Source organism: Roseobacter sp. FCG-D35 (genome assembly GCF_033436665.1).
Lineage (GTDB): Bacteria > Pseudomonadota > Alphaproteobacteria > Rhodobacterales > Rhodobacteraceae > JAWQFO01.
Map to the genome: position 1 here is coordinate 1 of NZ_JAWQFO010000003.1, position 21,746 is coordinate 21,746.

The 21,746-nt window shown below is 66.2% G+C and carries 22 protein-coding genes and 1 pseudogene; 12 read left to right on the top strand and 11 right to left on the bottom strand.

The features are described from left to right. The first annotated feature begins 183 nt into the window (after positions 1-183). On the top strand, positions 184-1,149 hold the full coding sequence (locus R5H30_RS08315) for an NAD-dependent epimerase/dehydratase family protein (protein ID WP_318327749.1): 966 nt from the start codon (positions 184-186) through the stop codon (positions 1,147-1,149). A 22-nt stretch (positions 1,150-1,171) separates the two neighbouring features. Here R5H30_RS08315 and R5H30_RS08320 read toward each other — a convergent pair whose 3' ends face one another. The 8 genes from R5H30_RS08320 to R5H30_RS08355 all read right to left on the bottom strand — a co-directional run bounded on the left by R5H30_RS08320 (position 1,172) and on the right by R5H30_RS08355 (position 10,151). Beyond that, complete coding sequence (locus tag R5H30_RS08320; RefSeq protein WP_318327750.1) at positions 1,172-3,103, bottom strand: beta-galactosidase; 1,932 nt, start codon at positions 3,101-3,103, stop codon at positions 1,172-1,174. A gap of 33 nt (positions 3,104-3,136) precedes the next feature. Beyond that, complete coding sequence (locus R5H30_RS08325) at positions 3,137-3,745, bottom strand: 2-dehydro-3-deoxy-6-phosphogalactonate aldolase (protein WP_318327751.1); 609 nt, start codon at positions 3,743-3,745, stop codon at positions 3,137-3,139. Then, entirely contained in the window at positions 3,742-4,662 is a 921-nt protein-coding gene (locus R5H30_RS08330; RefSeq protein WP_318327752.1) for a 2-dehydro-3-deoxygalactonokinase, read from the bottom strand. Before R5H30_RS08330 ends, R5H30_RS08325 begins: the two co-directional genes overlap by 4 nt. Further along, entirely contained in the window at positions 4,659-6,743 is a 2,085-nt protein-coding gene (locus R5H30_RS08335) for an alpha-galactosidase (protein WP_318327753.1), read from the bottom strand. Before R5H30_RS08335 ends, R5H30_RS08330 begins: the two co-directional genes overlap by 4 nt. Beyond that, positions 6,740-7,585 (bottom strand): carbohydrate ABC transporter permease, encoded by an 846-nt coding sequence (locus tag R5H30_RS08340; RefSeq protein ID WP_318327754.1) that lies wholly within the window; start codon positions 7,583-7,585, stop codon positions 6,740-6,742. Before R5H30_RS08340 ends, R5H30_RS08335 begins: the two co-directional genes overlap by 4 nt. A gap of 3 nt (positions 7,586-7,588) precedes the next feature. Further along, positions 7,589-7,948, bottom strand: a complete 360-nt coding sequence (locus R5H30_RS08345) for an MmcQ/YjbR family DNA-binding protein (protein WP_318327755.1) — start codon at positions 7,946-7,948, stop codon at positions 7,589-7,591. Beyond that, entirely contained in the window at positions 7,948-8,841 is an 894-nt protein-coding gene (locus tag R5H30_RS08350) for a carbohydrate ABC transporter permease (RefSeq protein WP_318327756.1), read from the bottom strand. Before R5H30_RS08350 ends, R5H30_RS08345 begins: the two co-directional genes overlap by 1 nt. Before the next feature lie 65 nt (positions 8,842-8,906). Continuing rightward, positions 8,907-10,151 (bottom strand): ABC transporter substrate-binding protein, encoded by a 1,245-nt coding sequence (locus tag R5H30_RS08355; protein WP_318327757.1) that lies wholly within the window; start codon positions 10,149-10,151, stop codon positions 8,907-8,909. Between the two features lie 103 nt (positions 10,152-10,254). On the opposite strand from R5H30_RS08355, the gene R5H30_RS08360 reads away from it, so the two are divergent. The 4 genes from R5H30_RS08360 (at position 10,255) to R5H30_RS08375 (ending at position 14,356) form a co-directional block, all read left to right on the top strand. Next, positions 10,255-11,040 (top strand): IclR family transcriptional regulator, encoded by a 786-nt coding sequence (locus R5H30_RS08360; protein WP_318327758.1) that lies wholly within the window; start codon positions 10,255-10,257, stop codon positions 11,038-11,040. Positions 11,041-11,053: 13 nt separating this feature from the next. After that, the gene (locus R5H30_RS08365) at positions 11,054-12,112 is read left to right on the top strand and encodes an ABC transporter ATP-binding protein (protein WP_318327759.1); all 1,059 of its coding nucleotides are present in this window, start codon (positions 11,054-11,056) and stop codon (positions 12,110-12,112) included. Between the two features lie 34 nt (positions 12,113-12,146). Further along, positions 12,147-13,370 carry a UDP-galactopyranose mutase gene (gene glf, locus R5H30_RS08370; protein WP_507028651.1) on the top strand — a complete coding sequence of 408 codons (1,224 nt, stop codon included), beginning with the start codon at positions 12,147-12,149 and terminating at the stop codon, positions 13,368-13,370. A 5-nt stretch (positions 13,371-13,375) separates the two neighbouring features. Continuing rightward, the gene (locus R5H30_RS08375; RefSeq protein WP_318327761.1) at positions 13,376-14,356 is read left to right on the top strand and encodes a glycosyltransferase; all 981 of its coding nucleotides are present in this window, start codon (positions 13,376-13,378) and stop codon (positions 14,354-14,356) included. Between the two features lie 4 nt (positions 14,357-14,360). Here R5H30_RS08375 and R5H30_RS08380 read toward each other — a convergent pair whose 3' ends face one another. Then, a complete protein-coding gene (locus R5H30_RS08380) occupies positions 14,361-14,546 on the bottom strand; it encodes a hypothetical protein (RefSeq protein ID WP_318327763.1) in 186 nt (61 codons plus the stop codon). Positions 14,547-14,711: 165 nt separating this feature from the next. Between R5H30_RS08380 and R5H30_RS08385 the strand changes: the two genes are divergently transcribed. Continuing rightward, positions 14,712-15,653 (top strand): GNAT family N-acetyltransferase, encoded by a 942-nt coding sequence (locus R5H30_RS08385; RefSeq protein ID WP_318327765.1) that lies wholly within the window; start codon positions 14,712-14,714, stop codon positions 15,651-15,653. On the opposite strand, the pseudogene R5H30_RS21785 reads toward R5H30_RS08385, so the two are convergent. Further along, a pseudogene (locus tag R5H30_RS21785) lies at positions 15,650-15,805 on the bottom strand (DapH/DapD/GlmU-related protein); the annotation flags it as partial. The gene R5H30_RS08385 and the pseudogene R5H30_RS21785 overlap by 4 nt on opposite strands. A 19-nt stretch (positions 15,806-15,824) precedes the next feature. Continuing rightward, complete coding sequence (locus tag R5H30_RS21790) at positions 15,825-16,196, bottom strand: maltose acetyltransferase domain-containing protein (protein ID WP_412105122.1); 372 nt, start codon at positions 16,194-16,196, stop codon at positions 15,825-15,827. Positions 16,197-16,585: 389 nt separating this feature from the next. Here R5H30_RS21790 and R5H30_RS08400 point away from each other — a divergent pair, with 389 nt between their 5' ends. From R5H30_RS08400 to R5H30_RS08425, 6 genes are all read left to right on the top strand, one after another. Continuing rightward, positions 16,586-17,641 carry a sugar phosphate isomerase/epimerase family protein gene (locus R5H30_RS08400; RefSeq protein WP_318327767.1) on the top strand — a complete coding sequence of 352 codons (1,056 nt, stop codon included), beginning with the start codon at positions 16,586-16,588 and terminating at the stop codon, positions 17,639-17,641. Positions 17,642-17,697: 56 nt separating this feature from the next. Beyond that, on the top strand, positions 17,698-18,861 hold the full coding sequence (locus R5H30_RS08405; RefSeq protein WP_318327768.1) for a Gfo/Idh/MocA family protein: 1,164 nt from the start codon (positions 17,698-17,700) through the stop codon (positions 18,859-18,861). 202 nt (positions 18,862-19,063) lie between these two features. Further along, positions 19,064-19,678, top strand: coding sequence for a ribonuclease D (locus R5H30_RS08410; protein ID WP_318327769.1), 615 nt, complete (start codon positions 19,064-19,066; stop codon positions 19,676-19,678). Further along, a complete protein-coding gene (locus tag R5H30_RS08415) occupies positions 19,675-20,634 on the top strand; it encodes a KpsF/GutQ family sugar-phosphate isomerase (protein WP_318327770.1) in 960 nt (319 codons plus the stop codon). Before R5H30_RS08410 ends, R5H30_RS08415 begins: the two co-directional genes overlap by 4 nt. Positions 20,635-20,637: 3 nt before the next feature. Next, positions 20,638-21,249 carry a hypothetical protein gene (locus tag R5H30_RS08420; protein WP_318327771.1) on the top strand — a complete coding sequence of 204 codons (612 nt, stop codon included), beginning with the start codon at positions 20,638-20,640 and terminating at the stop codon, positions 21,247-21,249. Positions 21,250-21,252: 3 nt separating this feature from the next. Further along, positions 21,253-21,744 (top strand): LptA/OstA family protein, encoded by a 492-nt coding sequence (locus R5H30_RS08425; protein WP_318327772.1) that lies wholly within the window; start codon positions 21,253-21,255, stop codon positions 21,742-21,744. The last annotated feature ends 2 nt before the right edge of the window (positions 21,745-21,746 follow it).

The following is a 21,746-nucleotide window of genomic DNA, read 5'->3' on the forward strand; positions in this document are numbered from 1 at the left end:
GTCCCCCGGTATCCATGCCTCGTTGCGCGCCTGTATTGTCAAAAACGCCGCCGAACGCAATTCGATATCGGACCCCCGCACAACCCGTGGCGCCAGCGCACCAGGAGCGGCGCAAAACCGCGTTTGAAATCCCGCCGCTTTGTCCCTAGAAAGCCGCAAACCCTTCCGCAGAAAGGCCGGTCCTTGAGAAATTCGAGCTCCCTCATCCTCGTCGGCGGCTTCGGCTTCGTCGGGCGCAACATCCTCGATGCGGTGGCCCGCGACCCCGAGTTCGCGCATCTCGCGCCGATGGTCGTGGACAACCTGTCGAACCCCGCCCCCGGACACGAGAGCCTCGACCTGCCGGCCCATCTCGGCGACTACGACAGCGCCGGGGCGCTGGAGTTCCTCGAGCAGGCCGAACCCCCCGCCGGCGGGCGCGTCTTCGTGTTCCTCGCCGGCGAGACCCGGGTGGCGGAATCGAAGGACCGCCCGCTCGACTTCATCGACGCCAACATCGCCGAGCCGGCGCGCTTCGTGATGCAGGCGGTGCGCCCGGGCGACCGTTTCATCCTGGTCTCGACCGCCGGCGCGCTCTTCGACGGCAGCTTCGAGGTCGGCGTCGACAGCCCCTACTGCCCCAAGAACTTCTACGGCGCGACCAAGGCGGCCGAGGAGATGATCCTCGAAAAGCTCGTCGCGCTGCGCGGCGGCACCTTCCGCGTGGTGCGCCTGACCAATGTCTACGGGCGCTTCTCGGACAACAAGAAAAGCGCCATCCACGCCTTCACCCGCGCCGCCATCGCCGGGGACCGCGTCTTCATCAACGGCGACGGCGGCCAGAGCCGTGACTTCATCTACGCCGGCGACGTCGGCTACGGCATCGCCACGCTGGCGCGCAAGCTCGCCTCGGGCGAGGAAACCGCCCCCGTGAACATGCTCGGCGCCGGGCGCTCGACGACCCTGATGGACGTGGTGCAGGCCATCGAGGAGGCCACCGGCCGGCCGCTCGCCTACGAGAAGATCCCCGCCACCGACCTGCTCGCCACCGAACCCCGCGACGTCATCGCCAACCCCAAAGACGTCCGCGTCCTGCTCGGAGACCGCGTCACACCCTTCCTCGAAGGCATCCGCCAAACCCACGACTACTACGAAAATAATCCCGCATGACCGGGCGCGTCCGCGCCGATCGTCAAAACGTCTCGCGGTAGACCCCGGCCGGAGCGATCCGGCCAGCCGGCCCGTCGACGGGATGCGGGTTGTAGTTGAACCAGAAGCGTTCCGTCGCGGTGTCCCGGATCCGAAGCCCCGGGGGCAGATCCACGATCGCGATGTCCGCCCGGTCGGCGATGTCGCGCACCAGTCGGTCAAGCAACTCCGCGTCGGCCCAGCCCGCGACATATGTCGTGCGCGCGGCGCGCACGGCGGCGGCGGCGCCGTCCTCGGTGGCCAATACGACCTCGGCCGAACCTTCCAGATCTTCGACGTAGCGAGTCAGATGACCGCCGCCCGCGACCGCCACCGGCATGTCGGGGCGCAGGCTTTCGACGCGCGCGACGGCGATGTCGAGTCCGGGGATCGCCGGGGGCAGAGGCCGCGGGATGGCGAAATCGGCATCGCGGGCGCCGCTGCGCGGGCCGAGCACCAACTCACATCCGCCGGCGGTCAGCGTTTCCTTCAAGACGTCGGGCATGTGCATCAGCCCCGGCGCAAATACCGCACGGTAGCCCGAGACGTCGCGGACATCGGGCGGCAGGATGTCGATCGACAGCCCTGCGCGTCGCAGCGCACGATAGTGCTCGAAGACGAGGGCAAAATAGCTCAGGCCGTGCCCGTGCGGCTGCACCTTCCAGGCCCACTCGGCGGCATAGTCGAAGATCAGCGCCACGGGTGCGCGCGGCACCGAAACCTCCTTGGCATCCGCAAGTTCCTCCGAGACGTGGCGCGCCTCGGCCAAAGCCGGGGCCTCGGCACTGTCCGGGCGCAGCAGGCCCGCGTGCATCTGCTCCTGCGCGAACGGCGCCTGGCGCCAGCGGAAATAGCAGACCGCCTCGGCCCCGTGCGCGAAAGCCTCCCAGGTCCAGAGCCGGACCATCCCCGGCAGCGGCGCGGGGTTATAGGGCGCCCAGTTCACCGGTCCGGGTTGTTGCTCCATGATCCACCAGCGCCCGCGCCCGACGGCGCGGTAGAGATCGTGGTGGAAGGCTTGGAAGTCCGGGTCCCCCTGCCGGGCAAAGTGGCGTTTTTCGGCATCGCTGGCCCCGACCCGATCCTCGAGAAACCCCAGCGGGTAGCTGTCCCAGGAGGCGATCTCGAGATCCGCGCCGACGTCGAAGTGGTCGAACTCGGTGACTCGGCCCATGTAGTTGTGCGCAATCGGCGCATCCGAATGGGCGCGGATGATGTCGGCCTGCGCGCGGTTGAAGCGCACTACCTGATCCGACGAAAACCGCAGGAAGGCGTGGCTATGGGCCGGGTTCGGTTCGGTCACGGTCAGGTTCGGCAGGTCGATCTCATCGAAATCGGCGTAATCCATCGACCAGAAGACGTTGCCCCAGGCCCGGTTGAGCGCGCCGACATCGCCGCCATTGCCGGAGGGTGCCGCATAGCGCGCCCGAAGCCAGTCGCGGAACGCCTGGCGCGCGGCGTCAGAGTAGGACAGCGTCGTGTCATGGCAGCCATACTCGTTGTCGGTTTGCCAGGCGCCGAGCTGCGGGTTGCGTCCATAGCGTTCGGCGAGGGCGGTGACGATCCGGCGGCACTCCTCGAGATAGCCGCGGTGGCTGAAGCAGTAGTGCCGGCGCGATCCGAACTTGCGCGGGCGTCCATTCGCATCGACGGCGAGCATGTCGGGATGTCGGTCGAGCACCCATCTGGGCGGCGTGGCCGTGGGCGTTCCCAGCACGACCCGGAGCCCGGCGGCCCCCAGCGTCTCGATGGCGCGGTCGAGCCATCCCCAGTCGAAGCGGCCCGGCTCGGGTTCGATCCGCGCCCAGGCGAATTCGCCGATGCGCACCCAGGTCAGGCCGGTCTCGACCATCCGGCGCGCGTCCTCTGCCCATTGTTCCTCGGGCCAGTGTTCGGGGTAATAGCAGACGCCGAGCGTGCGCTTGAGGTCGGTCATGTGGGGTGCTCTGTGGTTCAGGTTCGGGCCGGATCAGGCAGTAAAGGCGGCGTCGTAGGCCGCGACGATCTCGCTGGCGCGGTCTGCGACTTCGGCTGCACTCATCCCGGGCCGGTAAATCGCCGAGCCGATGCCGAAGCCGGTGACCCCGGCGGCCTGCCATTCAGCGAAATCGGCCGGACCGACGCCGCCGACGGCGAAGCTGCGGGTTTCGGGCGGCAACACGGCGCGCAGCCCCTTCAGGCCACCCGCGCCAAGCCGGTCTGCCGGAAAGAACTTGAGGCCGTCCGCCCCGGCACGCAGGGCCGAAAAGCATTCGGTTGCCGTGAAGACCCCGGGAAAGGACAACATGCCCGCGTCTTTCGTGGCCGATATGACCGCCGGGTTGCAGTCCGGCGAGACCACCATCCCGGCGCCGATCCCGGCCAGCGCCGCGACGTCCTCGACCGTCAGCACCGTTCCGGCGCCGATCAGCGCCCGGTCACCGGCGCGCGCGATCATGCGCGCTATGCTGTCGAACGGCTCGGGCGAGTTCAACGGGACCTCGATGCGGTCGACGCCCGACGCGATAAGGGTCTCGGTGATCTCCTCGGCTTCGTCGGGGCGGATGCCCCGGAGGATCGCGATGATGTCGCGGCTCATGTGGCTGATGTCTCCATTTGCGCATAGGCGGCGCGCAGACCGCCGAGGGTCATGGTCTCGGGATCGACCGTGCGCGGTGCGGCGCCTTGCGATTCGAGCGCCCGCGCGTAGGCGGCGGCGACCCCGCTTTCGCCGAGGACGACCACGTCGCGACCCAGCCAGTAAGGGCGCGCGCCGCCGAGTTCGGCACCGATCAGAAGCCCAGACAGCCGCGCCCGCGCGGCCTCGGCCCCGAGCCCGGCGAGCAGCGTTTCGGCGCGCAGGGCAAAGAGATCGCCGGCGAGCGCCTGCGGGTGCGACAGGGTGCGGTCGACCGCTTCGGAAAAAGCCTCTGCATCGAAGCCCGAGGAGCTCACCGAGTGGCGCAGCACCGATTGCGTCGACAGCAGCTCGAACATCTCGCCGGTCATGAAGGTGCGGAAGCTGACCACTTCGCCGGCGCTGATATGCACCCATTTGCAATGCGTTCCCGGCAGGCAGAGTACGCCGTCGAATTTGGGTTCGGAAAACAGGAAGCCCGCGATCTGCGTCTCCTCGCCGCGCATCACATCGGCGGGACTTGCCTGGCTGAGACCCGGCAGAAGAAAGACGCGCAGCCGCGGATCGGCGTCAGGCACAGTCGCCTCGGCAAGGCCCGGCGGCTTGCAGGGCACCGCACGATAGCGGGCTTCGGCCCAGCCCTGCCGCGATCCCACCATGCCGCAGCAGATCACGGTCAATGGTCGGTCGGCACCGAGGTCCGGCGCGAGAAGATCGAGCAGCACCGGCTCGAACTCCTGCTGCGACAGCCGCCCCATGCCCTTGTCGGAATCGATGCGTTGCAGGATGTCTCCCGCCGCGCTCATGCGCCACAGGCGCAGGTGCGATGTGCCCCAGTCAACGGCGATCCAGTCGGGTCGGCTCTGATCGGCGGTCATATGCGTTGCCCTTCCATCACCCATATGGTGTCGGGGAAGCTCCACGGCAGGGCCAGCCCGTGTTGCATCAGGAAGCGTCCGCTAAGCTCGAGAGGTCCGGATTTCAGCACCTGATCTCCGCGCGACAGGCGCGGCGCATCCGCGCGGTTGGCAAGCTCGACACGATAGATCGCGTCCGACTGCAGCCGGTCGAGCCGCAACGGGCGCGGCAGGATCTGGTCCGAAGTCGCGGCCTTTCCGGCGAAAACGACGAACCGCGCACCGTCCTCGGCAAGGTGCTGCTCGGCGATGACGGCCGGATCGGCACTGTCGAGCCGCAGGATGTCGGCGCGCACCAGCCAGTCGCGGTTGTCCTTCCACCAGCCGGTCACCCGCCTCAGAACCTCGGCTTCGTGGTCGGTCAGTTCGCGCGGATCCATCTCGAATCCCATGTGGCGTTGCGCCGCGACCCAGGCCCGGAACCGGATGTCGAACACCCGGCCCGAGGTGTGGCAGGTGCGCGGGCCGACGTGGCTGCCGGTGATCGCAAGCGGCAGGAACAGCGCGGCGTCATGCTGGATGCGCAGCCGTTCCAGCGCGTCGTTGCTGTCCGACAGCCAGACCCGCCCGGTGCGCTGCAGGATGCCGAGGTCGATCCGGCCGCCGCCCGAGGCGCAGCTTTCGATCTCGACCTGCGGGAAGGCGTCGCGCAGCCGGTCGAGAAGGGCATAGGTGCCGAGCGTCTGCGCCGCGTCCGGTGTCGGTAGCACACGGTTGTGGTCCCATTTTACGTAGTCGACGGCATGGTTCGACAGGATTGCCGAGATCGCGTCGAAAAGATGCGCGCGCACGTCCTCTCGGGCCATGTCGAGCACCATCTGCTGCCGTCCGGGGATCTGGTTGTCGGCGCCGAGGACCCAGTCGGGATGCGCGCGGCAGAGATCGCTGTCGCGGCTGACCATCTCGGGTTCGAACCAGATGCCGAAGCTCATGCCCCGCGCCAGCACATGGTCGATCAGCGGCGTAAGCCCGTCGGGATACTTGCGCGGATCCACTGTCCAGTCGCCCAGCGAGGTGGTATCGTCGTCGCGCCTGCCGAACCAGCCGTCGTCGAGCACGAAGCGTTCGGCGCCAAGGTCCGCCGCCTGTTCCGCAATCTTCTTCAGTTCGTCGACGTCATGGTCGAAATAGATGGCCTCCCAGCAATTGTAATGTACCGGTCTGGGCGTGTCGGGCCGGGCCGGGGTCACGATCCGGTCGCGGACGTGCCGCTGGAAGGCGGTGGCGCAGCCGTTCAGCCCGGCGTCCGAGAACGCCACGAAAAGCGTGGCAGTCTCGAAGCGGGTGCCGGGAAGGCTTTGGGTGTCGCGGGCGTGTCCGAACTGGACCTGGCGCCGCCCGTCCGGCAGCTCTTCGGCGATCATGCCGTGGCCGCCAGACCAGCCATAGTGGAAAGCATGCGCCTCGCCGGCGGTATTCGTCGCACTGCGTCCGGGCAGGATCAGGCCCGGGAAATGCTCGTGCCCCGTGCGCCCCGTGCGATTGTCGCGTGCGCGTATCCCTGCGCGCCAAGGCGTGCGTTCTAGCTGGAACTCGCCGCACCAACGACCGGAAAAGTCGATCATCTCGTCGCACAGCTGCGGGCCTGGAAAGACCGGGGCCGCGAACCATTCCACGCGAACGGGCGCGTCGCATTCGAGCGTGGCCGAGGCTTCGATGAGTCCGGTTGCCGGATTGATGTGAAACCGCGCTCGATATGCCAGCCCGGCGGTGTCGTCCCGGTAGTCGAGCGTCAGGCCGTCGCCGTCCTTATCGTCACCGACATGGCGGAAGCTCGGCAGCACCGGGGCTCCGGCTCCATCCCGCAGAACCAGACCCGGCTGGCCGGGAAAGCTGCGCGCCGCCTCCGGGCAGATCGAAAGCTCGGGGTTCGCGTCGAGCATGCCCCCGGTCACGTCCAGGTCCTGCGCCGCGAAGATCGCGCCGAGATCTTCCGACTCGGGCAGCGACGCGCCCCAGTAGGCGACGCACGGCAGGCGGTCCTCGGCAGAGGCAAGGACGAGGGTCTGGCCTTTTCCGTCGATCCGCCAGCTTCGGATCACTTCACGGCTCCCATCGTGAGGCCGGCGATGAAGTGGCGCTGCATCAGGAAGAAGATCAGGACCGGCGGCACTGCGGCGAGGATCGAGCCTGCGCTGACGAGATGCCATTGCGCGATCCACTGGCCGTTGAGCGACGAAAGACCGGCGGTGATCGGCTGCGAGTCGGGTGAGTTCGACAGCACCGTCGCCCAGAAAAAGTCGTTCCAGATGAAAGTGAAGATCAGCACGCTCAGCGCCGCGATTGCAGGCCGCATCAGCGGCAGCACGACGTACCAGAAGATGCGGACCTCGCTCACGCCTTCGACACGCGCGGCCTCGATCAACTCGTAGGGCAGCGCCTTGATGAAGTTGCGCATGAAGAGCGTGCAGAACCCGGTCTGGAAGGCGGTGTGAAAGAGCGCCAGCCCATACCAGGTGTTGTACATTCCCAGACTGAGCGTCAGGTCGCGCACCGGCACCATCAGGATCTGGAACGGCACGAAGTTCCCGGCGACGAACATGAAGAACACAAGCAAGTTCGCCCGAAAGCCGTAGATCGCCAGCGCGAAGCCCGTCATGCAGGACAGGGCCACGGCGCCGATCACGGTGGGGATCGTGACCTTGAACGAGTTCAGCATGTACTGCGCCATCGGCGAATTGGCGAAAACCTCGATGTAATTCGAGAACGCTAGCGCCGAAGGCATCCCGAAATAGTTGCCTTGTGCGAGGTCCGAGGCCGGGCGCACCGAGGTCAGCGCCACGCCCAGAAGCGGCAACAGCCAGAGAACCAGGGCCACCGGCACGGCGATCTTGTAGAACCGCTGCGTGCCGACGGAGGTCTGTTCGATCGGTCTTGGAAACATGGCTCAGCTCTCGTCTCTGGCCGGCAGCGCGGCCTGCGCCTTTTTCGTGAGCCCCGCGCGAACGATGTCGTAAGAAGCGCAAAGACGGTGCGTCAGCTCGTCCGGGTCGCAATCCTCGGGCAGCAGAATCCAGCTGCGGTGAAAATAGGGCGCCTTGATGCCGACACCGGCGTCGATCAGCATGGTCGCGGTCTCGATATCGGCGGTCTTGACCGACACACCGGGCGTGGCCGCGCCGATGCAGGCAAACATCTTGCCGCCGACCTTCCAGGCGTCATGCCCGCCCCCCCAGGGATCCGAGACCTCGGCCCCGGGCATTTCGCGGCAGGTGGCGTTGACCGCTTCGCGGAAGTTTCCGGACATCAGTGCCCCTCCCGCTCGTCGCGCCACATCTTCCAGATGAAGCCCGAGATGAAGATCATCATGATGGCGAAGAGCACCACGGCGATGGCCGCGCCATAGCCCATGCGGTAGCCGTATTCACTGAGCGCCTGCTCGTACATGTAGAAGGACAGCACGCGGCTCGACCCGTAAGGGCCGCCGTCGGTCATGACCGAGACGAGGTCGAAGGAACGAAGCGCGCCGATCACGGTGACGACGATGGCGATGAAGGTCGCAGGACGCAGTTGCGGCAGCACGACATGCCAGAGCATGCGCCAGCCCTTGGCCCCGTCGAGCCGCGCGGCCTCGATCTGGTCTGGCGAGACGTTGTTGAGCCCGGTGAGGTAAAGGATCATCACGTAGGCGATCTGCGGCCAGAGGCCTGCGGCGATGATGCCGTAGGTCACGTAGCGGTCGTCGGCAAGGATCGCGACGCCGCTGCCGGTGACGATCTCGATCAGCTTGTAAAGCAGGCCGAAGTCGGGTGCGTAGAACCACGAGAAGATCAGGCCGACAACGACCTGCGAAATGACGAAGGGAAAGAAGAAGAGCGACTTGTAGAGCCGCATCCCGGTGATCGTCTGGTTGAGGAAGATCGCGATCAGCAGCCCCGCGGGCACCGACAGCATGTAGAGGACGAGCCAGATGACGTTGTTCTTGAGCGAGGTGTAGAACGCGTCGTCGTCCATCAGTTCGACGTAATTCTCGGTGCCGATCCACACCTTCTCGCCCAGGCCGTCCCAGTCGTAGAAGCTGATCCACATGCTCTGGAAGATTGGGATCACGACGTAGACCGCGAACATGATCAGTCCGGGCGCCAGGAACAACCAGGGCGCAAGCCGCCTCTGGTTGGCTTTCCACGCGGATGTCGCCATATCGATCCCCCTCGGTCAGGCCGGAAATGGGGCACCCCGACAGGGATGCCCCGAAAGTTTTGGCGTCAGTAGACGCGGCCGCGGATCTTCTCGAGGCGCTCGAGGATCTGGTCGAGGTTCTCGGGCCGGACCATGAACTCCTGGAAACCTTCCATGCCGGCCTTGGCCATCTCGGCCGGGGCGTCACGGTCGAAGAACTGCGCGATGCCGCCATCGGCCGTCGACAGCATCTCGAAGCCCGCCTGCAGGAACGGATCGTCGGCCACGGTCGAGTCCTTGTTGATCGGCAGCTGGCCCATGGCCGCGTTGATCGTGGTCTGCGCTTCCGCCGTCGCGAGGTAGGCCAGGAACTTCTTGGCGTCCTCGACGTTCGTCGCACCTGACGGGATGTGGACCGTGTCGGTCGGCGCTTCCTCGGCACGCGGCACGCCCGCGGTAATTTCCGGGAAGCCCATGAAACCGAGGGTCTCGTCGGTCATCCCGCCTTCCTTGAAGACGGCCACGGCGAAGTTGCCCATCACGTAATTGGCGGCCTTGCCTTGCACCAGCAATGCTGCGGCATCCTGCCAGTCGATCGCCGCGTGGTTCTTGGTGATGTAGGGCTGGATCTTGGCCCATTCCGCGAAGGTCGCGCGCACACGGTCATCGGTCCATTCCACCTCGCCCGCGGTCAGGTCCATGTGGAACTCGTAACCGTTGGTGCGCAGGTTGAGGTAGTCGAAGATGCCCGCCCCCGGCCACAGCGCCTTGGTGCCGGTGGTGATGCAGTCGATCTCGGCCGCCGCGAACTTCTCGCAGTTGGCGATGAACTGCTCCCAGCTCACGCCCTCGGGGCCGGGAACCTCGACGCCGGCGGCCTCGTAGGCCTCCTTGTTGTAGTAGATGCCCCACTGGTAATAGGTGTAGGGTACGCCCCACTGCTTGTCGTCGATGGTCATCGACGCCAGCGCCGAGCCGAGCGATTCCTTCAGCCCGTTCTCTTCCCAGACGTCCGAGACGTCCATGAACTGGCCGGAGTTCACGAAGGGCGCCATCCGGTTGCCGGCATACCAGTTGGCAAGGTCCGGCGCGTCGGCGGTCAGAAAGTTGCGGATCGCCGTCTTGTAGCCTTCGTGGTCGAAGTTGTTCAGCTGGATGTCGATGTCCGGGTTCTCGGCCTCGAACTTCGCGATAACCTCTTCCATCGCCGCCAGCGGCGCGGGATCGTAGTCCGCGTTGTACTTCACGACGCGCTTGTCCTGCGCCAGCGCCGAGGTCGTCGCGAGCAGCGCGACGGTCAGGGCGGCGACGCCCGTCTTGTAGTGGAACATGATGTCCTCCCTTGGTTCCAACTATTGAAACTTGGTCTTGAATAATGGGAAATATGTTCGGTACAGTCTGGGCTGTCAACAGATTCGCATCGGGGGAGGCGGCATGACAGCGGAAGGTCAGCCCGAAGGGACCGTCGGCAAGGCGCTGGCCGTGCTCGAGACGGTGGCCGAGCGCGGCGAACCTATCCGCTTTTCCGATCTTCTGGAAACTTCGCGCTACCCCAAGGCGACGCTCTACCGCCTCGTGCAAACCCTGACCCGCCAGCAGATGCTTCGCCACGATCCGCAGACCGGCACCTACGCGCTGGGCGTGCGCCTCGTGCGCCTTGCGCACAGCGCGTGGGCGCAAAGCTCGCTGGCTCCGCTGGCGCGTCCGCACGTAGACGCTCTGTCGGCCGCGACCGGCGAGACGATCCACCTCGCCCAGCTCGACCGAGGCCAGGTGCTCTACGTCGACAAGCGCAACGCCGCGCGGCCGATCGAGATGTTCGCACAGGCGGGCAAGGTCGGCCCGGCCTATTGCACCGGCGTGGGCAAGGCGATGCTGGCCTTTCTCGATGATGAAGGCCTTGCGGAGGCGCTCAAGGCGCAAAGCTTCTACCGTCACACCAAGCACACGATCACCAGCGAGGACGCCCTGCGCGCCGAACTCGCGGGGATCCGAGAGCTCGGCTACGCGCTCGATCGCGAGGAGCACGAACTCGGGATCATCTGCTGCGCGGTTCCGGTCCTCAGCCGGACCCACCGCCCGCTTGGCGCGATATCTCTGACCACGACGGTTGCCCGCGCGACGCTGGCGCAGCTCGACGAAAAGGCCGCGCTGCTTCTGGAGACCGCGGCACGGATCGCTGAAGACGCGGAAAGCTGGCGCTTTCCAGAAAGAACATGACTGGGAGGACCCAATGACCGGAGTCACGCTGAGCAACGTGGTGAAGAAGTTCGGACCGGTGGAGGTGATCCACGGTGTCAATCTCAATATCGAGGACGGTGATTTCTGCGTGTTCGTCGGCCCGTCCGGCTGCGGGAAATCGACGCTCCTGCGCATGGTCGCGGGGCTCGAACAGACCACGTCCGGCGCGATCCGGATCGGTCAGCGCGACGTGACCAACCTCGATCCGGCAGAGCGCGGCGTGGCGATGGTGTTCCAGACGTACGCGCTCTACCCGCACATGACCGTGGCCGAGAACATGGGGTTCGGGCTGCGCATGAACGGCCATGCGAAGGACGAGATCCGGGCCAAGGTGGCCGAGGCGAGCCGTATCCTGAAGCTCGACGAGTATCTCGACCGCAAACCCAAGGCGCTCTCGGGCGGCCAGCGCCAGCGCGTCGCCATCGGCCGCGCCATCGTGCGCGGGCCCGAGGTGTTTCTCTTCGACGAGCCGCTCTCGAACCTCGACGCCGAGCTGCGCGTCGACATGCGGGTGGAGATCGCGCGCCTGCACAAGGAAATCGGCGCGACGATGATCTACGTCACCCACGACCAGGTCGAGGCGATGACCCTGGCCGACAAGATCGTCGTGCTGCGCGCCGGCAACATCGAACAGGTGGGCAGCCCGATGGACCTCTACGCCGACCCCGACAACCGCTTCGTGGCCGGGTTCATCGGCTCGCCCAGCATGAATTTCCTCGACGGCGTGGTCGAGGAGGGGCGCGTGCGCATTCCGGCGCTTGGCGACACGGTTATCGACACCAGCGTCGCGCTGCCAACGAAGGGAAAAGTCCTCGTCGGGCTGCGTCCGCAGCACCTGAACGTCACCGCCGGGCCTTCGGATATCACGCTCGACCTGCGCGAACGCCTCGGGGGCGTGTCCTACGACTACCTCAACACGCCGCAGGGCGAGCGGCTGATCGTGGAATCACGCGACGACGCGATGCTGCCCGAAGGCACCGCGGTACAGGTCGGATTCGATCCCTCCGACGCGCTTTTCTTTGACCCCGAAACCGAGAAACGCCTGCGCTGAAACCCCCTCTCCTGGTGCGCTGGCGCCACGGGTTGTGCGGGGGTCTGATATCGAATTGCGTTCGGCGGCGTTTTTGACAATACAGGCGCGCAACGAGGCATGGATACCGGGGGACANGAACGTTCTGATCGTCGGCGCGGGTCTTTCGGGCGCCGTCACCGCACGCCAGCTTGCCGAGGCCGGGCAGGAAGTGACGGTGATCGAGGCGCGCGATCACGTCGCCGGCAACTGCCACACCACGCGCGATGCCGAAACCGGCGTCATGCTGCATGTTTACGGCCCCCACATATTTCACACCGGCGACGCCGAGGTCTGGGAGTATGTCAACCGCTTCACGACCTTCCGGGAATACCGCCACCGGGTGATGACGACGGTCGGTGACCGCGTCTTCTCGATGCCGATCAACCTGCTGACCATCAACCAGTTCTTCGGACGTAGCTTCCGCCCCGAAGAGGCCCGAGCTTTCGTCGCCGAGGCCGCGCATGACATCGCGGATCCGGCGAGCTTCGAGGAACAGGCCCTGTCGATGGTCGGTCCGGACATATACGGCGCCTTCTTCAAGGGCTACACCGAAAAGCAGTGGGGCTGTTCCCCGCGCGAGCTTCCGGCCTCGATCCTCAAGCGCCTGCCGCTGCGGTTCACCTACGACGACAGCTATTTCGCGCATCCCTTCCAGGGCATCCCCGAGGACGGGTACACGCCGATGGTCGCGGCGATGCTCGACCATCCCGCGATTACGGTCAGGCTGAACACGCAGTTCGACAAGGCCGCCGTCGGCAGCGACACGCATGTCTTCTACTCGGGTCCGCTCGACGGCTACTTCGGTCACGAACTGGGACGGCTCGGCTACCGGACGCTCGACTTCGAACACAGCCGGCGCGAGGGCGATTACCAGGGCTGCCCGGTGATGAACTACGGCGATGCCGAGGTGCCCTACACGCGCATCACCGAGCACAAGCATTTCGCGCCCTGGGAAGATCACGACCGCACGCTGATAACGCATGAATACTCGCGGCTTTGCGGGCCGTCGGACATTCCCTACTACCCGATCCGGCTTGTCGAGGAGAAGGCGCTGCTGGCGGAATACGTGGCGCGCGCCGAGGCGACGCAGAACGTGACCTTCCTCGGGCGCCTCGCCACCTACCGCTACCTCGACATGGATGTCTGCATCCGCGAGGCGCTCGACACGGCACAAGCCTGGCTTGCCGCCAAGCAGAGCGGCGGCACGCCGCCGGTGTTCTCGGGCGCGCCGCTCTGACCGGGATGACCGCGCCCGAACCGAACCCGCCGCGCGTCACGGCGCTTGTCGTGACCTTCAACCGCCTTGCGGAGTTGAAGAAAACTGTGGCGCGGCTGCTCGACAGCGCGAATCTCGCGCACGTTCTGGTCGTCGACAACGCCTCGAGCGATGGCACGGCGGAGTGGCTGCGCACCCACGGCGACGAAAGGCTCGAAGTTCTGAGCCTGCCGCGCAACGTCGGCGGCGCCGGCGGTTTCGAAGCCGGGATGCGCCATGTCCACGACGCCGGTACCGCCGACTGGGTTCTGCTGATGGACGACGATGCGCGCCCCTACCCCGGCGCGATCGCCACCTTTCTCGACCGTCCGCGCAACAGCCACGGCGCCTGGGTTGCGGCGGTCTACCAGCCGGACGGCACGGTCTGCGAGATGAACCGGCCCCTGATCAACCCCTTTGCCAGCCTCGGAGGCTTCCTGCGCTCGCTCGTCGCCGGACGGGACGGGTATCACATCCAGGACGAAGGCTATGCCGCGACGGAGCCGCGCGACGTCGACGGCGGTTCGTTTGTCGGGCTCTTCGTATCCCGCACGGCGATCGAACGGACCGGTTTTCCGGACGGCAGCCTGTTCATCTATGGCGACGACGCGCTTTACTCTCTGGCGATGTGCGAGGCCGGCGTGCGGATCGCCTTCGATCCGGGTCTCAAGTTCGAACATGCCGTCGGTTCGGAGATGGGCCAGCACCCGATCCGGCCGCTCTGGAAGGTCTATTACATGTACCGCAACCAGCTGATGGTCTATCGCGCCGCGGCCGGGCCGGTGCTGTTCTGGCCGGTCTGCCTGATCAAGACGTTGGGGTGGAAACGGCGGGCACAGCGCTACGGGGCTGCGCGCGAAACCTATCGTTCACTCGTCCGGCGTGCCGTGCGGGACGGCATCGCACGGCGTACCGATGCGAGCTTCGACGAGGTGCGCAGCTGGGCCACCGAACCGCCGCGGTCCTGATCGCCTAGCGCGAGCCGCCGCGCGGGCCGTGCATGTAGTCGCGGTACGCGTCACGCTCTGCCGCCTTTTGCGCATCCCAGGCGGCCTGCGAGGTTCCCGGTGGCGCGGTACCGTATCCGTTCGGACCGGTGTCGCAGCCGGCTGCCAGAATCGGCGAAGCAAGGATCAGCAGGAGAAGAAGTCGTCGCATGTCATCCTCCGACGTGCATGGCATCAGTAGAGGCCTCGCGCGGTGGGAATGTCCACCGGCAATACTCTGCACGCCGTCACGTGATCGAGAGGTCGACTGGATTGCACGACCGCGCGTCACCTCGTATGTTGACTTAGTCAACATATGTCTTGAGGAGGATGCCGCATGCCGCAGTCGGAATCCGTCCGCGCCGACCAGATCGACGAGGTCCGGGCTTTCAACCGGTTTCATACCCGCCTCGTGGGTGCCCTGAACGAGCACCTTCTTGCATCGCAGTTTTCCCTTCCGCAGGCGCGGATCCTCTACGAGCTGGCCCATGCCGCGCCGAATGACGCACCTTCCGCACGGGATCTGGCCGAGCGTCTATGCATGGATACCGGGTTTATCAGCCGCCTTGTCTCGAGCCTCGAGAGTGACGGCCTGTTGCAGCGCGCCCCGTCTCCCGGGAACGCCAAGCGGCTGGAGCTGCGTCTGACCGAGGCGGGACGCCTTGCGTTCCAGACGCTCGACGCCGCGTCGAGACAGGAAATTTCGGCGCTGCTCGCGCCCCTCGCGGAGCCCCAACGTGTCGCCGTCGCGAACGCCATGAGCACCGTCCGGCACCATCTCGGCGATACGGGCAAGCCGCCACCGATCACGCTTCGTGATCCGGAACCGGGTGACATGGGGCGGGTCCTGCAACAACAGGCGGCGTTCTACGCCGAGGAATACGGCTGGAATCATGAGTTCGAGGCTTTGGTGGCAGAGATCCTCGGAAAGTTCCTGCGCGACTTCGATCACGACTGCGAACGCTGCTGGATCGCCGAAATGGCAGGCGAGGTGGTCGGATCGGTGTTCGTGGTGCGCGGCGACGAAGCGACCGCGAAACTGCGCCTGCTTTATGTGGACCCGGCGGCGCGCGGACGCGGACTGGGCGGGCGGCTCGTCGATGAATGCCTGCACTTTGCAAAGGACCGCGGCTACCGGCGCATGGTGCTCTGGACCAACGACGTGCTGGTTTCGGCCCGGCGCATCTACGTCGCCGCCGGCTTCGAACTGGTCGAAGAAGAAGCCCATCACAGCTTTGGCCATGATCTTATCGGGCAGACCTGGGCGCGCGATCTCTAGGGCTGCCGCACCCGCGCCGGGACACCCATCACCGTGGCCTCTTCCGGCACGTCGCGGGTCACCACGCTGCCCGCCCCGACGATGGCACCGTCCGCAACGGTGACGCCCGGCATGATGATCGCGCCACCGCCGATCCAGACGTCCGAGCCGATACGTACCGGTAGCGCCTTTTCAAGCCCCTGTGCCCGCAATAGGCGGTCCTTGTGGTGCTCTGCACAGTAGATCTGGACATTCGGCCCCAGCATCGTGCGCGCGCCGATTTCCACCGGCGCGGTGTCGAGGATCGCGCACCCGGCGTTGATGTAGACCCCGTCGTGCAGATGCAGATTGATCCCGTAGGCGACATGGATCGGCGCCTCCACGAAAACCTCGCCGACCGAGCCGAGCAGCCGACGCAACCGGGGGGCCGATCGCACCGCGCCGGTCGGGCGCGAGGGTGTTGTGTTCATGCACCGCCCTCCGGGCGTCCGCGCGAAGGGCGTCGAGCTCAGGGTCGAGGCAACAGTACCATGCGCCCGCCTCCATCTTGCTACGTTCGCCCATGCGTCTCCCCCTTCCCGCTCATGGTGCCGGGTCTCACTGACAATGCAAGGCATCACGGATCGCAAGACCCGCGGCATCCCGTGCCTGCAGCAGTAACGCATGCGCAGAAAAATCCACAGAGCCGCACTGATCCCTTGCGGTCTCACCGAGGTCTGGCCATCATCGTTCCAGGTTGACCCCGATGTCGCGCGACGCTCTGGGGCGCGGGACGGTCCGGGTGGTCGGCATACGCTTCCAGACGGGCAGGTCTCCACGCCCCGGTGCCGCGCGCGGCATCGGCGGGCATCACGGCAGACCGGATCCCGGCAGTGGCAGCATCGCCCGTCGGGCGCCATCGCGCCACCAGAGCGGCACCATCGCGTGCGGCACGGAATGACAGGGAGGAAGACATGAAGACAATCAAGGGGCCGGCGCTGTTTCTGGCGCAGTTCGCCGGCGACGAGGCGCCGTTCAACTCGTGGGACGCGATCACCAAATGGGCCGCCGACTGCGGCTACAAGGGCGTCCAGGTGCCCAGCTGGGACGCGCGCCTGATCGACCTCGCAAAGGCTGCGGACTCGAAGGATTACTGCGAGGAATTCAAGGGCAAGGCAGCGGAGAACGGCATCGAGGTGACCGAGCTGTCGACGCACCTGCAAGGACAGCTCGTCGCCGTCCACCCAGCCTACGACACGGCCTTCGACGGCTTTGCCGATCCGTCGGTTCACGGCAATCCCGCCGCCCGGCAGGAATGGGCGGTCGATCAGGTCAAGAAGGCGATCAAGGCGTCGAACAACCTCGGGATCACGGCGCAGGCGTCCTTTTCCGGCGCGCTGGCATGGCCCTACGTCTATCCCTGGCCGCAGCGCCCCGCCGGTCTGGTCGAAACCGCCTTCGACGAGCTGGCGAAACGCTGGAAGCCGATCCTCGATTACGCGGACGAGAACGGCGTCGACATCTGCTACGAGATCCATCCCGGGGAGGACCTGCATGACGGCGTCACCTTCGAGATGTTCCTCGAGCGCGTGAACGACCACCCGCGTTGCAAGATGCTCTACGACCCGTCGCACTACGTCCTGCAGTGCCTCGACTACCTCGACAACATCGACATCTACCGGGACCGCATCGGCATGTTCCATGTCAAGGACGCCGAGTTCAATCCGACCGGCCGGCAGGGCGTCTACTCGGGCTACCAACCCTGGGTCGACCGGGCCGGGCGTTTCCGCAGCCTCGGTGACGGTCAGGTCGACTTCGGCGCGGTCTTCTCGAAGATGGCGGCAAACGATTTCGACGGCTGGGCCGTGGTCGAGTGGGAATGCTGCCTCAAGCATCCCGAGGACGGGGCCCGCGAAGGCGCGCAATTCGTCAAGGATCACATCATCCGCGTGACCGAACGCGCTTTCGACGACTTCGCCGACGGCGGCAGCGACGAGGCGGCCAACCGCAAAATGCTGGGCATCGGCTGACGCGGCGGGGGCGTCCCTGCGGCGCCCCACTCGGAACCAAGACAGGGAGACACATCATGTCCAACGAGGGACAATCGGATCAGGGTCGACGGATCAGGCTCGGCATGGTCGGCGGCGGCAACGACGCCTTCATCGGCGCGGTGCATCGCATCGCATCGCGCATCGACGACCGGTTCGAGCTGGTCGCCGGTGCGTTGTCGTCGACGCCGGAACGCGCTCAGGCGTCTGGAAAGGCGCTGGGTCTGGCCGAGGACCGGGTCTACGACGACTTCAAGGCGATGGCGATACGCGAGGCCCGGCTGAAGAATGGTATCGAGGCGGTGTCCATCGTGACCCCGAACCATGTGCATTACACGGCAGCGCGCGAGTTCCTGAAACGCGGCATCCATGTGATCTGCGACAAGCCGCTGACCTCGACGCTCGCGGATGCCAAGAAGCTCGTGAAGGCCGCCGAAAGCTCCGATGCGCTCTTCGTGCTGACCCACAATTACACCGGTTACCCGATGGTGCGGCAGGCCCGCGAAATGGTCGCCAACGGCGATCTCGGCACGATCCGGGTGGTGCAGGTCGAATACGCTCAGGACTGGCTGACCGAACAGATCGAGATCAAGCAGGCCGAGTGGCGCACCGACCCAGCGCGCTCGGGTGCCGGCGGATCGACCGGGGATATCGGCACGCATGCCTACAACCTCGCGAGCTTCGTCTCGGGGCTGGAACTTGAGAGCCTCGCCGCTGATCTGCAGGCCTTCGTCCCGGGACGGCAGGTCGACGACAACGGCCATGTTCTGATGCGCTTCAAGGGCGGCGCACGCGGCATGCTCTGGTGCAGCCAGGTCGCGCCGGGCAACGAGAACGCGTTGCGCCTGCGCGTCTACGGCGACAAGGGCGGTCTCGAATGGGAACAGGAGAACCCCAACTACCTCTGGGTCACGCCCTTCGGCGAACCGAAGCGACTGATTACCCGGAACGGCGCGGGATCAGATGCCGCGGCAGGCCGGGTCAGCCGCGTGCCGCCGGGGCATCCCGAAGGCTATCTCGAAGGGTTCGCCAACATCTACACCGAGGCCGCCGAGGCGATCGTCGCGCACCAGTCCGGCGGCAAGCCGGACGGCGCGGTGATCTATCCCACGGTGCAGGACGGGCTGAAGGGCGTGGCCTTCGTGGACGCCTGCGTACGCTCGTCGGCGCGCGATGCGGCCTGGGTAAAGGTCGACGGCTGACGTGACAAGGGGGGCGGCCCGGCGACGGGCCGTCCGTCTGCGGGTGGCGCCCTTGGCCCAGCGTCGGCCGCGACAACCAACGAGCTGCGTGATCTGCCCTAATGGCCCGATCCCACCGTTCCCGACGCTGCAGCGTCGGCGGACCCGCTCTTGATCCCGTGCGCGCACTTTCCCATGTCAGAGCCGCACGCTATAGGAAGCCATGACAAATCATCTCTACAAGCGCGACCTGCCCGACGGGCTCGACCTCGGCCTGGTCGTGGCCATCGACTGCGAAACCATGGGTCTGAACCCGCATCGCGACCGGCTTTGCGTCGTGCAGCTGTCCGGGGGCGACGGCGACGCGCATCTCGTACAGATCGAGATCGGTCAGACCGCTGCGCCGAATCTCTGCGCCCTGCTCGAGAACCCCGATGTGCTGAAGCTCTTCCACTTCGGGCGCTTCGACATCGCCGCGATGTACCACGCCTTCGGCGCTCTGGCGCAGCCGGTCTACTGCACCAAGATCGCCAGCCGCCTCGTGCGCACCTTCACCGACCGGCACGGGCTTGCCAAGCTGCTGCAGGAACTTCTGAACATCGACATCTCCAAGCAGCAGCAATCCTCGGACTGGGGCGCCGAAACGCTGACCGACGCCCAGCTCGATTATGCCGCATCCGATGTGCTCTATCTGCACCGTCTGCGCGATGCGCTTGATGCGATGCTGGAACGTGAAGGCCGGACCGATCTCGCGCAATCCTGCTTCGACTTCCTGCCGACACGGGCGCGGCTCGACCTCGCCGGCTGGCCCGAAACCGACATCTTCGCACACTCATGAGCGACACCTTCCTCGACACCGCGCGGCGCGTGGTCCGCATCGAGGCGGACGCGCTGGCCAAGCTGGAAGCGTCGCTCGACGACAGCTTCGCCAAGGCCGTTGACCTGATCCTCGCTGCGACCGGGCGCGTGATCGTCTCGGGGATGGGCAAGTCGGGCCACATCGCACGCAAGATCGCGGCGACCCTCGCCTCGACCGGCACGCCGGCCCATTTCGTGCATCCGGGCGAGGCGAGCCACGGCGATCTTGGCATGATGGGACGGGGCGACGTGGTGATCGTCCTGTCGAACTCGGGCGAGACGCCTGAACTTGCCGACGTCATCGCCTACACGCGCCGGTTCGCGATCCCGATGATCGGCGTGGCCAGCCGCGCCGACAGCACATTGCTGCGCCAGTCCGACGTCGCGCTGGTGCTGCCGAAAGCCGAGGAGGCCTGCGGTATCGGCGTGGTGCCGACGACCTCGACCACGATGACCCTGGCGCTCGGCGACGCGCTTGCCGTGGCGCTGATGGAGCACCGCGCGTTCACGCCCGAACACTTCCGGTCTTTCCACCCCGGCGGCAAGCTCGGCGCGATTCTGAGCCGGGTCGAGGATCTGATGCACACCGGGTCCGCGCTTCCGCTGGTCTCCGAGGACACGCCGATGTCCGAAGCGCTGATCGAGATCAGCCGCAAGGGGTTCGGCGTGGTCGGCGTGACCGATGCGAACGGCGCGCTTGCGGGCATCATCACCGACGGCGACCTGCGCCGGCACATGGACGGGCTGCTGAACCATACGGCAGCGGATGTCATGACGCGCAACCCGACCGTGATCGCGCCGGACGATCTGGCGGAAAAGGCTGTCGGCATCATGAACGGACGCAAGATCACCTGCGTTTTCGTGCTCGGAGCGAACAACCGGACGCCGCTGGGGCTGTTGCACATCCACGACTGCCTGCGCGTCGGTCTCGGATAGGCGATGCAGGGCGACGCCTATTCGCGCCTCGTGGCATGGCTCAAAGTCATGCTTCCGCTTGCCGCACTTGCCCTGCTGTCCACGCTTTTCCTGCTGTCACGCGTGGTCGATCCCACGGCCTCGATCCCGTTCGCCGAAACCGAGATCCAGGAACGCCTGCGCGATCAGCAGATCACCGCACCGTTCTTTTCCGGCACGACCGCGGACGGGCACGAACTGACCTTCATCGCCGACAAGCTGATCACCCCTGCCGGAACCGTGGGCCGGAACGAGGCCGAGACGGTCGAGGTCGATATCGACACCGTTTCGGGAGGCCGGATCGTGATGACGGCGAACCACGCAAGTTACGATCTGGGCGACGACATGACGACGCTGACCGGTCAGGTGATCGTCTCGACCTCGGCAGAGTACGACGTCCGCAGCGACAACATACGCTCTCGTATGTCGCGGCTGGAAGTCGTGAGCCCCGGGCCGGTCGCGGGACTCAGCCCGATGGGCGAGCTCAACGCGGGCGCCATGCGGATCACGGCCCCGGAAGGCGAGAGCGCGCCGGAGCAAATGCTTTTCACAGACGGGGTGAAAGTTGTATATCTGCCGAAGCCATTGGAAGAGTGACCCGTGACCAGACTGCGTGACCTGCTGACCGTTCTTGTGCTTCTGGCCTTCGCCGCGCCGCTCGGCGCGCAGACCGCCAGCGTCGCCTTCGGCGCGATCCAGCAGGACACCGGGCTGCCGGTCGAAGTGACCGCCGACAACCTGGCCGTCGACAACGCCACCGGCACGGCGGTTTTCTCGGGCAACGTTGTCATCGTCCAGGGCGAGATGCGCCTCGCCGCCCAGGAGGTTCTGGTCGTCTACCGCGGCACGGCGGAGGGTATCGCCCGGCTCGAGGCCAAGGGCGGTGTCACGCTGGTCTCGGGTCCGGATGCCGCCGAGTCGCAGACCGCGGACTACGACATCGACGCCGGCACCATCGTCATGAACGGGGACGTGCTATTGACCCAGGGCCAGTCGGCATTGAGCGCGGACAAGATGACGGTTCAGCTCGACGACGGAACGGCGCAGATGGCCGGGCGGGTCAAGACCATCCTGCAGACCGGCGATCGCTAGCC